The organism is Janthinobacterium fluminis (assembly GCF_028595325.1).
Classification (GTDB): Bacteria; Pseudomonadota; Gammaproteobacteria; order Burkholderiales; family Burkholderiaceae_D; genus Janthinobacterium; species Janthinobacterium fluminis.
Genome location: NZ_JAQQXR010000007.1, coordinates 224,187 through 238,280, shown reverse-complemented (window position 1 = coordinate 238,280; position 14,094 = coordinate 224,187). Strand labels below are relative to the sequence as shown.

15 protein-coding genes are annotated in these 14,094 nt (G+C 66.5%); 7 read left to right on the top strand and 8 right to left on the bottom strand.

Annotation, left to right across the window (positions count from 1 at the left end; translation table 11 throughout):
- Positions 1–58: 58 nt before the first annotated feature.
- The 3 genes from moaC to OIK44_RS18690 all read left to right on the top strand — a co-directional run bounded on the left by moaC (position 59) and on the right by OIK44_RS18690 (position 1,804).
- Positions 59–571 (top strand): cyclic pyranopterin monophosphate synthase MoaC, encoded by a 513-nt coding sequence (moaC, locus tag OIK44_RS18700; protein WP_273672876.1) that lies wholly within the window; start codon positions 59–61, stop codon positions 569–571.
- 142 nt (positions 572–713) lie between these two features.
- Positions 714–911 carry a DUF3079 domain-containing protein gene (locus OIK44_RS18695; protein ID WP_273672875.1) on the top strand — a complete coding sequence of 66 codons (198 nt, stop codon included), beginning with the start codon at positions 714–716 and terminating at the stop codon, positions 909–911.
- Between the two features lie 179 nt (positions 912–1,090).
- Positions 1,091–1,804 carry a flagellar brake protein gene (locus tag OIK44_RS18690; RefSeq protein ID WP_273672874.1) on the top strand — a complete coding sequence of 238 codons (714 nt, stop codon included), beginning with the start codon at positions 1,091–1,093 and terminating at the stop codon, positions 1,802–1,804.
- Between the two features lie 7 nt (positions 1,805–1,811).
- Here OIK44_RS18690 and OIK44_RS18685 read toward each other — a convergent pair whose 3' ends face one another.
- The 8 genes from OIK44_RS18685 to recA form a co-directional block, all read right to left on the bottom strand.
- Positions 1,812–3,299: an O-antigen ligase family protein gene (locus OIK44_RS18685; RefSeq protein WP_273672872.1), complete on the bottom strand. Its 1,488-nt coding sequence runs from the start codon at positions 3,297–3,299 to the stop codon at positions 1,812–1,814.
- 76 nt (positions 3,300–3,375) lie between these two features.
- Positions 3,376–3,855 (bottom strand): pilin, encoded by a 480-nt coding sequence (locus tag OIK44_RS18680; protein WP_273672871.1) that lies wholly within the window; start codon positions 3,853–3,855, stop codon positions 3,376–3,378.
- Between the two features lie 231 nt (positions 3,856–4,086).
- Complete coding sequence (locus OIK44_RS18675; RefSeq protein WP_273672869.1) at positions 4,087–4,650, bottom strand: FHA domain-containing protein; 564 nt, start codon at positions 4,648–4,650, stop codon at positions 4,087–4,089.
- Positions 4,651–4,731: 81 nt separating this feature from the next.
- On the bottom strand, positions 4,732–5,613 hold the full coding sequence (gene sucD / locus OIK44_RS18670; protein WP_273672867.1) for a succinate--CoA ligase subunit alpha: 882 nt from the start codon (positions 5,611–5,613) through the stop codon (positions 4,732–4,734).
- A 13-nt stretch (positions 5,614–5,626) separates the two neighbouring features.
- Entirely contained in the window at positions 5,627–6,796 is a 1,170-nt protein-coding gene (gene sucC, locus OIK44_RS18665) for an ADP-forming succinate--CoA ligase subunit beta (RefSeq protein WP_273672865.1), read from the bottom strand.
- A gap of 72 nt (positions 6,797–6,868) precedes the next feature.
- Entirely contained in the window at positions 6,869–7,462 is a 594-nt protein-coding gene (locus tag OIK44_RS18660) for a DUF2889 domain-containing protein (protein WP_273672863.1), read from the bottom strand.
- Positions 7,463–7,691: 229 nt separating this feature from the next.
- Positions 7,692–8,147 carry a recombination regulator RecX gene (recX, locus tag OIK44_RS18655; protein ID WP_273672862.1) on the bottom strand — a complete coding sequence of 152 codons (456 nt, stop codon included), beginning with the start codon at positions 8,145–8,147 and terminating at the stop codon, positions 7,692–7,694.
- A gap of 88 nt (positions 8,148–8,235) precedes the next feature.
- Positions 8,236–9,324 (bottom strand): recombinase RecA, encoded by a 1,089-nt coding sequence (gene recA, locus OIK44_RS18650; RefSeq protein ID WP_273672861.1) that lies wholly within the window; start codon positions 9,322–9,324, stop codon positions 8,236–8,238.
- A 192-nt stretch (positions 9,325–9,516) separates the two neighbouring features.
- Between recA and OIK44_RS18645 the strand changes: the two genes are divergently transcribed.
- Genes OIK44_RS18645 through OIK44_RS18630 form a run of 4 tightly spaced genes read left to right on the top strand, consistent with a single transcriptional unit; the run spans position 9,517 to position 14,045 of the window.
- A complete protein-coding gene (locus OIK44_RS18645; RefSeq protein WP_273672859.1) occupies positions 9,517–10,212 on the top strand; it encodes a response regulator in 696 nt (231 codons plus the stop codon).
- Entirely contained in the window at positions 10,209–11,738 is a 1,530-nt protein-coding gene (locus OIK44_RS18640; protein WP_273672857.1) for a sensor histidine kinase N-terminal domain-containing protein, read from the top strand. Before OIK44_RS18645 ends, OIK44_RS18640 begins: the two co-directional genes overlap by 4 nt.
- Positions 11,731–12,000, top strand: coding sequence for a DUF4212 domain-containing protein (locus tag OIK44_RS18635; protein ID WP_273672856.1), 270 nt, complete (start codon positions 11,731–11,733; stop codon positions 11,998–12,000). Before OIK44_RS18640 ends, OIK44_RS18635 begins: the two co-directional genes overlap by 8 nt.
- Positions 11,997–14,045 carry a sodium:solute symporter family protein gene (locus OIK44_RS18630; RefSeq protein WP_273672854.1) on the top strand — a complete coding sequence of 683 codons (2,049 nt, stop codon included), beginning with the start codon at positions 11,997–11,999 and terminating at the stop codon, positions 14,043–14,045. Before OIK44_RS18635 ends, OIK44_RS18630 begins: the two co-directional genes overlap by 4 nt.
- Positions 14,046–14,094 lie beyond the last annotated feature (49 nt).

Genomic DNA, 14,094 nt, shown 5'->3' with positions numbered 1-14,094 from the left:
CGGGGGCCGCTGAAATACTTTGTTACCGGCCCGTGCACGCCATCCAGATTGCAGAACCATGAACAGCACACACGAGAGCCCCGCCGCGGGCGAACTGAGCCACTTCGACGGCGCCGGCCAGGCCCACATGGTCGACGTCGGCGGCAAGGCCGAAACGCAACGCGTCGCCGTTGCCGCCGGCAGCATCCGCATGCAGCCGGCCACGCTGGCCATCATCGAGGGCGGCAGCGCGAAGAAGGGCGACGTGCTCGGCATCGCCCGCATCGCCGCCATCATGGGCGCCAAGCGCACCAGCGACCTGGTGCCGCTGTGCCACCCGCTGGCGCTGACGCGCGTCACCGTCGACTTCCAGACGGACAGCGCGCGCCACCAGGTGCATTGCCGCGCCCAGGTGGAAACCTTCGGCAAAACGGGCGTCGAAATGGAGGCGCTGACGGCGGTGCAGATCGGCCTGCTGACGATTTACGACATGTGCAAGGCGGTCGACCGCGGCATGGTGATGAGCGACATCCGCGTGCTGGAAAAGCATGGCGGCAAGTCGGGCGACTGGAGCGCGGAGCTGGCCGGCTGAGCCTGGGGACGGGCGCCGCCTCAAAAGAAATATTTCATTTGAATCTTTTTGTCATGCGGTCTAGAATGGCGGCATCAGGCCGGGCACCGTGGCGCATATCCGTGTGCGAGCGAACCCGGCGGCTTTGTGGTGATACGCTGACATGGCAAAGAAATTCCCCATCCATCCCGCCAACCCCGAGCGCATCTGCTGGGGCTGCGACAAATATTGTCCGGTCGGCTCGCTCGCCTGCGGCAACGGCTCGGATCGCACCCAGCATCCCGCCGAGCTGTTCGGCGACGACTGGGCCGACTGGGGCATCGACGCCGCCGCCGAGCCGGCGCAAGCCAAAGACAGCTGAAGCCCCTGCCCCCGATAAAGCCGCCATTCCGGCCCGAGTGTTGCGCCGCGCCCAAGCCCGATAGCATGGACATTGCCAAAACGAACTTTACATAGCTTAACGCCAATACAGTTGGTATAGTGTCAAACACTTATAGTGTTGGCACATAGACAAACTGTGCATGTACAAAAGGCGTACGGATGACAAGCAACAAGGCGACAGGCGGACCCAAGGCGCAAGAATTCGAGTTTGAGTCAATGAACCTGCAAGTGGGCGGCAGGATACAGTTCATCACCCACCGCACGATCAAGCCCATCCAGCACTTCTCGACGCTGATCGGTTACGTCAAGGACGAGTACCTGATCGTCAAGATCCCCAGCGAGAACGGGACGCCGATCGCCCTCAACGACGGCGACAAGCTGACCATCCGCGTCTTTTCCGGCGTCACCGTGTGCTCCTTCGCCTGCACCGTGCAGCGCATCTTCGGCCGCCCGCTGAACTATGTGCACCTGAGCTTCCCCGACGCCATCCAGGGCACCAGCCTGCGCGCGGCGATGCGCGTCAAGGTCGACATTCCGGCCCAGCTGGTGTGCTCCGAGCAGCAGCCCGTGTCGGTGTTCCTCGTCAACCTGAGCGTGTCGGGCGCGCTGATCGAGTCGCCAAAGAAGCTGTCGCCGGACGAGCCGATGGTGGCGCTGTCGTTCACGCTGATCGGCCAGCCGGGCAACCACCAGGTGCGCGTGAACACGCGCGCGACGATTCAGAACGTCAACGTCGTCAAGCCGGCCATCGGCGCCGAAACCGCCGTCTTCACCTACGGCGTGCAATTCACCGACCTCGAACCGACCCATTACACGATGCTGCAAAACCTGACTTACGAGGCGCTGATCGCCGACCGGCAGAAAATCGTCTGAGGCGCAGCTAGAAGTAGCCGTCGCGCCATAGGCGCGGGTGCTGGGTATTTCCCGGCGGCGGGACGGAGCCGCTGTCGATCTGCCCCGCCGCGATGAGCTGGACGATGCCCGTCCGCGGCGCATACAGCAGCGCGGCCAGCGCGGCGGCCAGCAACGCGGCCGCCAGCAAGCTGGCGGCCGGCGACGCGCGGCGCGGCCGCGCCGCGCCGGCCGGCGCCATCGCGCCTGCCCATCCCAGCGCGCAGCCGAGGTATAGGGCCAGCAGCAACTGGCTCACCGGCATCACGATCAGCCCCGAAAACAAACCATCCACCAGGATCGCAACGGCGCCGACGATCCAGGCCGCCAGCATGGCCTGGTTGCGCGCGTCGCCGGAGGCGATGCGCGCGGCCGTTTGCAGCAGGCGCAACATGGCCAGTCCGATCGCCGCGCACAGGCAGAGCAGCGCCGGCACGCCCCATTCGGCGGCAATTTGCAAGGCCCAGCTATGCGGGTGGGCGCTAAAGTGGGCGCTGCCGGCGTAGTGGGCGAAATGCAGCGGCCCGGCGCCCAGCCAAGGCTGGGCCTCCAGCATGGCCAGCGCCGCCCGCCACAACACGCCCCGGCCCGAAGTCGGGTTGTCCCCTCCCGTGCGTTCGGCGACGAGCGTGAAGACGCCGAACGGCGCCAGACCGCGCAGCGCCGGCAGCGCGACGAACAGCAGCGCATAGATGGCGGCGCCGAGCAAGGCGCTCAGGAACAATGCGCGGCACACGGCGCCCGCCTGGCCGCGCCGCAGCAGGCCGGCGCACAGCGCGCCCGCCGCCAGGCCGAGGACGCTGCCGCGCGCGCCGAAGACGATCAGCAAGGCCCACCAGAAACCGGCCACGGCGATCCACAGCGCGCGCGCCTTGCCGCCCGGCCTTTCCAGTGCGATGAGCAGGGCCAGCAACGGCAGGCTGATGGTTTGCGCGTGGTTGAGGAAACGGTAATTGCTGAATCCCGGGGCGAGCTCCTCGACGGCGGGCGCCACGCCGGCAAGCAGGGCGAACGCCCAGACCAGCAAGACCTTGCCGGCATACGCGGCGCAGCCGGCGGCGCACAGGCGCAGCACCCACAGCAGATGGCGCGCGCCGTCGCGCAGGATTTCCCCGCCGACGCGGCAGGCGAGCAGCAGCAACAGCAGCAGGCTGCCCACCTCATACGCGGCGTGGCCCGGCGAGAAGGCGCGCGCGGCCGAGATGGCGCCCAGGACGAAAAAGGCCGCCAGCCAGCCGCGCACCGCGCCGCCGCGCCAGGCGCCGGCGCGCCCTGCCAGCGCCGCCGCCAGCTGGCCGGCGCCGAACAGCAGCAGGAAGGCCAGCTCCAGCAGGCGCTGCGCGTCGTGGCCATATGGCAAAAGGAAGCCGGCGACAATCACGCCGGCCAGCGCCAGCGTGCAGGGCAGTTGGCGCCAGCCGGCCGCGGCGGGAAGCCGGGCCGGCGGGGCCGCGCGTGTCGTCTCGTTTCCTGGCACAGCCTCACCCGCAGTATGGAAAGGGACAAAGAAAAGCCGCCTCGCGGCGGCTTGTCTGGTATGACAGCGTCAAACCTTAGCTGCCGGTAATATTGTTTTTCGTGATAGCTGCCAACGCCGCGGCCTGGGTCGCCGTCGTCGAATTGAGCCATGTCAAGTTGGTGCCGTTGGCGGCAACGCTAGGCACCATCGTGATGGTGGCCGCATCGACGCCGGTGCCGATGCCCGTGGCCAGCGTCAGCACGATCGTGCCGTTGGTGACCGTGGCGCCGGAGACTTCCTTGGTCGGCGTGAAGGCCGGGATGCTGGTGACCGTCGCGCCGGTGGTGCTGCAGCCGGTGACGACGTTGCCGTTTTCCTGGGCGCACAGGGCGACCGCCGTTTTCAGCGGGCCGGCCGAGGCCAGCGCATTGCCCACTTTGGCCTTGATCGTGTAGTCCGTGTATTGCGGAATGGCGACGGCGGCCAGGATGCCGATGATGGCCACGACGATCATCAATTCGATGAGGGTGAAGCCGGCTTGTGCTTGTTTCTTGATCATTTTCATCGATTTCATTTTAGTGCTCCTGAGTGGGGGTGAAAAAATGGGGTGTGACACAGGAGTAAGAGCAATTGGCGTGCCAGGTGGAAAAATGGCCGCCGATGGCGAAAACAATGAAATGTTCGCAATGTTACGCGCCGCAAGTTGACGATATTTGTCAGTCGGCCCGCCACGAAGTGTCAGTTGGGCCGGCGGACGCGGCGCGCTGACAAATTTTGTCAGGGCCGGGCACGCCCGGCGGGCGCCTCAGCCCAGCGCGAACAGCATGCGCGTGCCGCCGGCCTCGATGATGTCGCCGTGCGCCAGCGCCCGCTCGGGGCCGCCCAGCGGCGCACCGTTCAGCAGCGGCGCCGGGGCGCCGGCGACGCCGGCCAGCGCGTAGCCGCCGGCGCCGCGCTGGATCAGCGCGACGGGCATGCCGGCGCGGCCCAGCCGCGTCTGCGGCTTGCTCAGCAATAGCTGCCGGCCGGCGTGGGCGCCGCTGAGCAGCTCCAGCCGGGCCGGCGCGACGGCGTCGGCCGCGCCGCCCGCGCGAAATTGCAGCTGGAACACGGCCAGCGTGATGCTGTCCTGGTCGCGCAGGAAATGCCGGCCGACGCGGTGGCCGTTGACGAAGCTGCCGTTGGTGCTGTTCAAGTCTTCCAGGTAGGCGTCGTCGGCGACGCAGTCGATGACGGCGTGCTCGCCGCTGACGGTGGGGTGGTCGAGGACGATGTCGTTCAGGCGGCGGCGCCCGAGGCGCAGGCGGCCCTTGGCCAGTTGCACCGTCTGGACGATCTGCGCGTCGCGCGAGATGATCAGTTTCGCCACCGAAGTCTCCGAAAAGGGCCGTACAAATAACAACGGGGAGCGCGCGGCTCCCCGTTGTGTGACTACATCAGCGCATGACGATTACAGCATGGCTTTCAGCAGACGCGCCATTTCGGACGGGTTTTTCGTCACGGTGATGCCGCAGGCTTCCATGATTTCCAGTTTCGCTTGCGCGGTGTCGGCGCCGCCGGAGATCAGCGCGCCGGCGTGGCCCATGCGCTTGCCCGGAGGCGCGGTGACGCCGGCGATGAAGCCGACGACCGGTTTTTTCATGTTGTCCTTGATCCAGTACGCGGCGTTCGCCTCGTCAGGACCGCCGATTTCACCGATCATGATGACGGCGTCGGTGTCCGGATCTTCATTGAACATCTTCATGATGTCGATGTGCTTCAGACCGTTGATCGGGTCGCCGCCGATGCCCACGGCGCTAGACTGGCCCAGGCCCAGTGCGGTCAATTGGCCCACTGCCTCGTAGGTCAGCGTGCCCGAACGGGACACGACGCCGATGCGGCCTTGCTTGTGGATGTGACCTGGCATGATGCCGATCTTGATTTCGTCGGGCGTGATCAGGCCGGGGCAGTTCGGGCCCAGCAGCAGGGTTTTGCTGCCGGCTTTCGCCATGCGGTCCTTCAGGGCCATCATGTCGCGCACAGGGATGCCTTCGGTGATGCAAATGGCCAGGTCCATTTCCGCCTCGACCGCTTCCCAGATCGCCGCGGCCGCGCCAGCCGGCGGCACGTAGATCACGGACACGTTCGCGCCGGTTTCTTTTTTCGCTTCCGTGACGTTGGCGAAAATCGGGATGCCTTCAAAGTCTTCGCCAGCCTTTTTCGGGTTGACGCCGGCCACGAAGGCGGCCTTGCCGTTCGCGTAGTCGCGGCACATGCGGGTGTGGAACTGGCCGGTCTTGCCGGTGATCCCTTGGGTAACGACTTTAGTATCTTTATTGATCAGAATGGACATAGTGATTCCTTAATTAAGCTTGACCGGCAGCGGCGGCGACGACGCTCTTGGCCGCGTCTTCCATGGTATCGGCCGCGATGATAGGCAAACCGGACTCGGCCAGCATTTTCTTGCCCAGGTCTTCGTTCGTGCCCTTCATGCGCACGACCAGCGGCACTTGCAGCGAAACGGCCTTCGACGCGGCGATGACGCCTTCGGCGATGACGTCGCAACGCATGATGCCGCCGAAGATGTTGACCAGGATGGCTTTCAAGCCTGGGTTCTTCAACATGATCTTGAACGCTTCGGTGACTTTTTCCGCCGTCGCGCCGCCGCCGACGTCGAGGAAGTTGGCCGGCTCGCCGCCGAACAGCTTGATCGTGTCCATGGTCGCCATGGCCAGGCCGGCGCCGTTGACGAGGCAGCCGATGTTGCCGTCGAGCGAAATGTAGGCCAGGTCGAATTTCGACGCTTCCACTTCGGCCGGATCTTCTTCGTCCAGGTCGCGGAAGGCGACGATTTCAGGCTGGCGGAACAGGGCGTTGGCGTCGAAATTGAATTTCGCGTCCAGCGCGATGACCTTGCCGGAGCCGGTCAGGATCAGGGGATTGATTTCAGCCAGCGAAGCGTCGGTTTCCCAGTACGCTTTGTACAGGCCCTGCAATTGCACGCGGGCGTCGGCCAGCGAGGCGGCCGGTACGCCGATCTTGGTCGAGATGTCGTCCGCTTCGGCGTCGGTCAGGCCGACGGCCGGGTCGATGGCGATCTGGTGGATCAGCTCAGGATGGGACTCGGCCACTTCCTCGATGTCCATGCCGCCTTCGCTCGACGCCATCAGCACGACGCGTTGGCTGATGCGGTCGGTGACCATCGACACATACAATTCCTTCTTGATGTCCGCGCCTTCTTCGACGAGCAGGCGGCGTACTTTCTGGCCTTCGGCGCTGGTCTGGTGCGTGACCAGTTGCATGCCCATGATTTGATCGGCGTATTCCTTGACTTGTTCCAAGGTCTTGGCGACTTTGACGCCGCCACCCTTGCCGCGGCCGCCGGCATGGATTTGCGCCTTGACCACCCACACCGGGCCGCCCAGAGTCTCTGCAGCCTTGACTGCTTCTTCGACGGACATGCACGGGATACCGCGCGGAACCGTCACTCCGTATTTTCGGAGGATTTCTTTGCCTTGATACTCATGGATTTTCATGCTGGCTTCCCTTCTGATGCTGATGTGTAAAAATGCGGTTGATAATGCGAAAAAAACAAGTGAAACAAGGCGCTAAGCCGGTCCTGTCCTGACCGCCCAGCGCGGATAATACTGTGCCACGGCGGCGCCGTCGGTGCGCAGCGCGTGGCATTTGTCGAGTTGAAACGGTTTGATGTGGGCCCCCTCGGCCTTGGCCCCGGCCTTGGCCTCGGCCGTGGCGCTGTCGTGGGTCGACCAGACGTCGTTGGCGAAAGCCTGGATGGCCGCCGTCGGCAGGATTTGCGCCAGCTCGCTCAAATGGGTGCAGCCGGCGATGCCGGCGACGCGCTGCTTGAGTTCGTGACGGAAGCCCTTCATCAGGTTCAGGCCGAGCAGCGCGCCGTAGGCCGGGCCTATCGTGTCGCAAAAGCCCGGATACGGCACGGCGTCGGAGGCCGCCTCGACGGCGACGATGGTCATGTTCAGATCGATGGTCAGGCGCAGGTGCAAATCGTGCAGCGGCGCGCCGCCGGGGCGGACGCCGGAGGCCAGCGTCGTGTCGAAAGTCTTGATGTCGGTAATACGGGCGTCCAGATCCCACAAGCCGTCGGCGCGAGCGTACGCTTGGACGTCAATAGCGCGAGTGTGCCTCAACGCACGTCGGGAAACTGGTGGTGACAGGGGCATAAATACCGGCGCCGCAATCGCGGCAATAATGGTTAGCAGCCATGTGCCTGGGGCACGTTGCCGCAGCTTCTACGGACAACTACCGCTCATGCGGCGCTGCAAAAACCACAAAAGTGTAGCACACCGCGCCGCAAGTTGCGCTGCAACATGCGTTTCCCGAGTATAAATATGCGGCGCCCGGCCTCGATTTTCGGGCAATATTGCGCGAAAAACTGCGGCCGCCGCCGGCTCATTGCTCGTCGGGATCGGCGCCCTTGACGGCCGCGTACACGGCGCGCTGGGAAAAGCCGCGCTGCATCAGGAAGCGGATTTGCTTGCTGCGCTGTTCAGCATCGGCCGCCACGGCGCCGAACTTGCGCCGCCACACCTCGCAGGCCCGCGCCGTCTCGTTCTCGGCCAGGCTGGCCCGCAGTTCCTGCAGCGCCTCGCCGCCGACGCCGTGGCTTTGCAGCTCGGCGACGATGCGGCTGTTGCCGAAGCGGGCGGCGCGGCGGTGGATCAGCGATTCGGAAAAGCGCTCCTGCGACAGCCAGTTGGCCGCCTCCAGCGCGTCGAGCAGGGCGTCGACGTCGTCGCCCTCCTGCGCGTAGCGGGCCAGCTTGCGCCCCAGTTCCAGCCGGCTGTGTTCGCGCATCGATAAAAACCGAAGCGCCCGCCCCTTCAAGCTCAATTGCGGTGCCGCCATACGCCCCCCTGCCCCCAAAAACAAACATCACCGGCTGCGGATGCGGCCCGGTGATGTTTTTTACATACTGATTACTGCCGCCGCCAGCTTACTCGGCGGCCTTCGCCTTCGCTTCGGCCTTGTCGGCCTTGTCGGCCTTGGCTTCAACCAGGGCCGGCAGCTCGCGCACGCCCAGCGAGGCGCGCACCTTGTTTTCGATTTCCCGCGCCAGCGCCGGACGCTCCTTCAGGAAGCTGCGGGCGTTGTCCTTGCCCTGGCCGATGCGTTCGCCGTTGTAGCTATACCACGAACCGGACTTCTCGACCACTTTCGCGTCCGCCCCCAGGTCGAGGATTTCGCCTTCGCGCGACGTGCCTTCGCCATACAGGATGTCGAAATGGGCTTCCTTGAACGGCGGCGCGATCTTGTTCTTGACGACCTTGACCTTGGTTTCGTTGCCGATGACTTCGTCGCCGGACTTGATCGAGCCGGTGCGGCGGATGTCCAGGCGCACGGAGGCGTAGAACTTCAGGGCGTTGCCGCCCGTCGTCGTTTCCGGGCTGCCGAACATGACGCCGATTTTCATGCGGATCTGGTTGATGAAGATGACCAGGGTGTTGGTGCGGTTGATCGAACCGGTCAGCTTGCGCAGCGCCTGCGACATCAGGCGCGCCTGCAGGCCCGGCAGCGAGTCGCCCATGTCGCCCTCGATCTCGGCGCGCGGCGTCAGCGCCGCCACGGAGTCGATGACGACCAGGTCGACGCTGCCCGAGCGCACCAGCGCGTCGCAGATTTCCAGCGCCTGCTCGCCCGTGTCCGGCTGCGAGATCAGCAGTTCATGCAGGTTGACGCCCAGCTTCTGCGCGTAGCCGACGTCGAGCGCGTGCTCGGCGTCGATGAAGGCGCAGGTGCCGCCCAGTTTTTGCATTTCCGCGATCGTTTGCAGCGTCAGCGTCGTCTTGCCCGACGACTCGGGGCCGTAGATTTCCACCACGCGGCCGCGCGGCAAGCCGCCCACGCCCAGCGCGATGTCCAGACCGAGCGAGCCGGTCGAGACGACCTGCACTTCTTCGATCGGCGCGCTGGCGTCCATGCGCATTACGGAGCCTTTGCCAAACTGCTTTTCAATTTGCGCCAACGCAGCGGCAAGCGCCTTGGCCTTTTCCGATGCCGGTACTACAGCTTTTCTATCGTCCATAATGTTCTTTCAGCCTGAACTAGCGCGTGGGTTAAGTTCGTCACAAGCGATACTGTATAAAAAAACAGTGGTTATTGCAAGCACGATGTGAAATTCTTTGAAATGCCTCAATGTGCGGCGCCGGCCGCCACAAAGACTCGCCTGCTGGCGCAAAATGCAACACAATACAGACTTCTGACGTCGGATGCCTTTATGCGTATTTTACTTGCTGAAGATGATAGCGTGCTGGCCGACGGGCTGACGCGCTCGCTGCGCCAGTCCGGCTACGCCATCGATTGCGTCAAAAACGGCCAGGAGGCCGACACCGCCCTGTCGACCCAGGAGTTCGACTTGCTGATACTCGACCTGGGCCTGCCCAAGCTGTCCGGCCTGGAAGTGCTGCGCCGCCTGCGCGCGCGCGCCTCGCTGCTGCCGGTGCTGATCTTGACGGCGGCCGACTCGATCGAGCAGCGCGTCAACGGCCTCGACCTGGGCGCCGACGATTACATGGCCAAGCCCTTCGCCCTGTCCGAGCTGGAGGCGCGCGTGCGCGCGCTGACGCGCCGCGGCGCCGGCGGCGGCGGCGCCGTCATCAAGCACGGCCCGCTCAGCTACGACCAGGTCGGCCGCAGCGCCCACCTGGACGGCCAGATGCTGGACCTGTCGGCGCGCGAGCTGGGCCTGCTGGAAATCCTGCTGGGCCGCACCGGCCGCCTCGTGTCGAAGGAGCAACTGGTCGACCACCTGTGCGAATGGGGCGAGGAGGTCAGCAACAACGCCATCGAAGTGTATGTGCACCGGCTGCGCAAGAAGATCGAGGTGGGCGGCGTGCGCATCGTCACGGTGCGCGGCCTCGGCTACTGCCTGGAAAAATTCGCCGACCCGGCCGGCAAGACCGACGGCAAGTGAGCGAACACGACGCCGCAGCGGCCGGGGACGGCGCCGACGCCGGCTGGGCCGAGCCGTTCGCCGCCGAGCAGGACGACAACATCCAGCATTCGCTGTTCGGCGAAATCCTCGACTGGATGCTGGCGCCGCTGCTGCTGCTGTGGCCGATGAGCATCGCCATCACCTACCTGGTCGCCAAGGCCATCGCCAACCAGCCCTTCGACCACGCGCTGGAGGACAGCGTCACCGTGCTGGCCCAGCAGGTGCGCGAGGTCGACGGCAAGCTGCTCAAGCGCCTGCCCGGCTCGGCCCGCGACATGCTGCGCGCCGACGACGTCGACAGCGTCTACTTCCTGATACTGGGCCGGCGCGGCGAATACGTCGACGGCGACCGCGACCTGGCGCCGCCGCTGGACGAGGAGCGTTTCCGCAGCGGCACCGTGCTGTTCCGCAACGACAGCCTGCACGGCACGCCGATCCGCGTCGCCTTCACCTACCTGGAGCTGGCCGAGGCCGGCCCCGACGAGCCGCGCCGCGCCCTGGTGCAGGTGGCCGAGACGCTGGACAAGCGGGCGCGCCTGGCCAACGAGATCATCAAGGGCGTGATTTTGCCGCAGTTCATCATCCTGCCCATCGTGCTGGCCCTGGTCTGGTTCGCGCTGGCGCGCGGCCTGTCGCCGCTGGCGCAGTTGCAGGAAAGGATACGCGCGCGCCCGTCCGACGACCTCAGCCCGATCGACCCGGGCCAGGTGCCCGAGGAGATTTCGCCGCTGGTGGCCTCGCTCAACGACATGCTGGCGCGGCTGTCGCTGTCGATCGAGATGCAAAAGCGCTTCATCGCGGACGCCGCCCACCAGATGAAGACGCCGCTGGCGGGCATGCGCATGCAGTCCGAGCTGGCGCTGCGCCAGACCGACCGGGACGAGATCCACCGCTCGCTGCAGCAACTGGCCAAGAGTTCCGAGGCGGCGACGCGGCTGGTGAACCAGTTGCTGGCGCTGGCGCGGGCCGAGAACCAGCCGCAGGCCGGCGCCGTCCCCGAGCCGCTCGACCTCGACGCGCTGGCGCGCGACACGGTGCGCGACTGGGTGCCGGCCTCGTTCCAGCAGCACATCGACCTCGGCTTCGAGCCGGCCGGGCTGCCCGTGCCCATCGCCGGCAAGCCCATCATGCTGCGCGAACTGCTCTCCAACCTGATCGACAACGCGCTGCGCTACACGCCGGCCGGCGGCAGCGTCACCGTGCGCGTGCGCGGCGAGGCCGGCCTGGCGCTGCTGGAGGTCGAGGACACGGGACCGGGCATCGCGCCGGCCGAGCGGGCCCACATCTTCGAGCGCTTTTACCGCATCCTGGGCAGCAATGCCGAGGGCAGCGGCCTCGGCCTGGCCATCGTCCGCGAGATCGCCCAGCAGCACGGCGCCGACGTCGACGTCTTCCCCAACCCCCGCGGCCAGCCGCCGAAATGGCCGGGCAGCCTGTTCCGCCTGAGCTTCCCGCTGCTGGCGGACGCGGCCCCCGACGACGACAACGCAACGAGCTATGGATAAAGCCACCCCCGAACAGCGCCGCGGCGCCTACTGGCGCCAGACCCGCCGCTTGACGGCGGCGCTGCTGGCCGTCTGGTTCGCCGGCAGCTTCGGCACCGTGTTCTTCGCCCGCGAGCTGGCCGGCTTCACGCTGTTCGGCTGGCCGCTGTCCTTCTATCTGGCGGCGCAGGGGGCCTCGCTGGCCTACCTGGCCATCATCGGCGTGTACGCCTGGCGCATGCGCGCGCTGGACTTGCAAGCCCGCGAAGGGGAGCGCCCGTGAGCGCCCCGACCAGCTATTTCCTGCGGCTGCGCCGCTACTACGCCTTGTTCAGCGCCGGCTTCGCCGCCTTCCTGCTGGCGCTGGCCGTGCTGGAGCAGGAGGGCATGCCGCGCATCTGGATCGGCTACCTGTTCATGTTCGCCACCATCGTGCTGTACGCCAGCATCGGCGTGCTCAGCCGCACCTCCAACGTCAGCGAATACTATGTGGCCGGGCGGCGCGTGCCGGCCATGTTCAACGGCATGGCGACGGCGGCCGACTGGATCTCGGCGGCCAGTTTCATCAGCCTGGCCGGCGGCCTCTACCTGCACGGCTTCGACGGCCTCGCCTACGTCATGGGCTGGACCGGCGGCTACTGCCTGGTGGCGCTGCTGATCGCCCCCTACCTGCGCAAATTCGGCCAGTACACGATTCCCGACTTCCTCGCCGCCCGCTACGGCGGCGGCGCCGGCGGGCGCGGCGCGCCGGTGCGCATGATGGCCGTCGGCGCCACCATCCTGGTTTCCTTCACCTATGTCGTGGCGCAAATCTACGCGGTCGGCCTGATCGCCTCGCGCTTCACCGGCGTCGATTTTTCGGTCGGCATCTTCCTCGGCCTGGCCAGCATCCTGGTCTGCTCCTTCCTCGGCGGCATGCGCGCCATCACCTGGACCCAGGTGGCGCAGTACATCATCATCCTGGTGGCCTTCCTGATCCCGGCCATGTGGCTGGCCGTCAAGCACGCCGACAACCCGCTGCCGCAACTGGCCTACGGCAAGGTCATGCCGCGCCTGGACGTGCGCGAGAAAGCCATCGAGACGGACCCCAAGGAGCGCGAGGTGCGCGCCATCTTCCGCCAGCGCGCGGCCGCCTTCGACGCCAAGCTGGCCGCGCTGCCGGCCTCGTGGGAACAGGGCCGCCAGGCGGCCCAGCGCCAGCTCGACGGCGCGCGGACGCGCAACGCCTCGCTGGTCGACATCCGCGGCGCCGAGCGGGCCTTGATCGCCTACCCGAAAAACCCCGACGAGGCGCGCCTGGCGTGGCAGGCGGCGCGGGCGCAGAACCTGGCGCGCGCGCGGCCGGCGACGCCGCACGCGCAGCCGTTTCCGGCGCCGGACCGGGCCGCCTCCGACGCCAAGCGCAACAATTTCCTGGCCCTGGTGTTTTGCCTGATGCTGGGCACGGCGGCGCTGCCGCACATTTTGATGCGCTCGTACACGACGCCGTCCGTGCATGAAGCCCGGGTGTCGGTGTTCTGGACCCTGTTCTTCATCCTGCTGGTCTACCTGACGCTGCCGGCGCTGGCCGTGCTGGTCAAATACGACATCTACACGACGCTGGTCGGCAGCGACTACGCGCAACTGCCGACCTGGGTGTCGTACTGGGCCAACGTCGACAAGCTGACGCCCCTGATCAGCATCGTCGACAGCAACCGCGACGGCGTCGTGCAACTGGCCGAGATCGCCATCGACGCCGACGTGCTGGTGCTGGCGACGCCGGAAATCGCCGGCCTACCCTATGTCATTTCCGGCCTGGTGGCGGCCGGCGGCCTGGCGGCGGCCCTGTCGACGGCCGACGGCCTGCTGCTGGCCATTTCCAACGCGCTGTCGCACGACGTCTACTACAAGGTCGTCGACCCGGGCGCCTCGACGCAGAAGCGGGTCACCATTTCCAAGCTGCTGCTGCTGGCCGTGGCCTTCATCGCCGCCTACGCCGCCTCGCAGAAACCGGCCGACATCCTGTCGCTGGTCGGCGTCGCCTTCTCGCTGGCGGCCTCGACGCTGTTCCCGGCCCTGGTGCTGGGCGTGTTCTGGCGCCGCGCCAACCACCAGGGCGCCATCGCCGGCATGCTGGCCGGCGGCCTCGTCTGCCTGTACTACATGCTGCATGCCAGCCCGGCGCTGGGCGGCACCGCGGCCGGCCTGTGGTTCGGCATCGCGCCCATCTCCGCCGGCATCTTCGGCGTGCCGGCCGGCCTGCTGGCCAACGCCCTGGCGAGCTGGGCGACGCCGCCGCCGGGGCCGCGCAGCGCCGCCCTGGTCGAGTACATCCGCGCCCCGGAATAGTGGCGCGGCGGCGCCGGACCTGCTAATCTGCGGGCGCTTGCCTATTTAA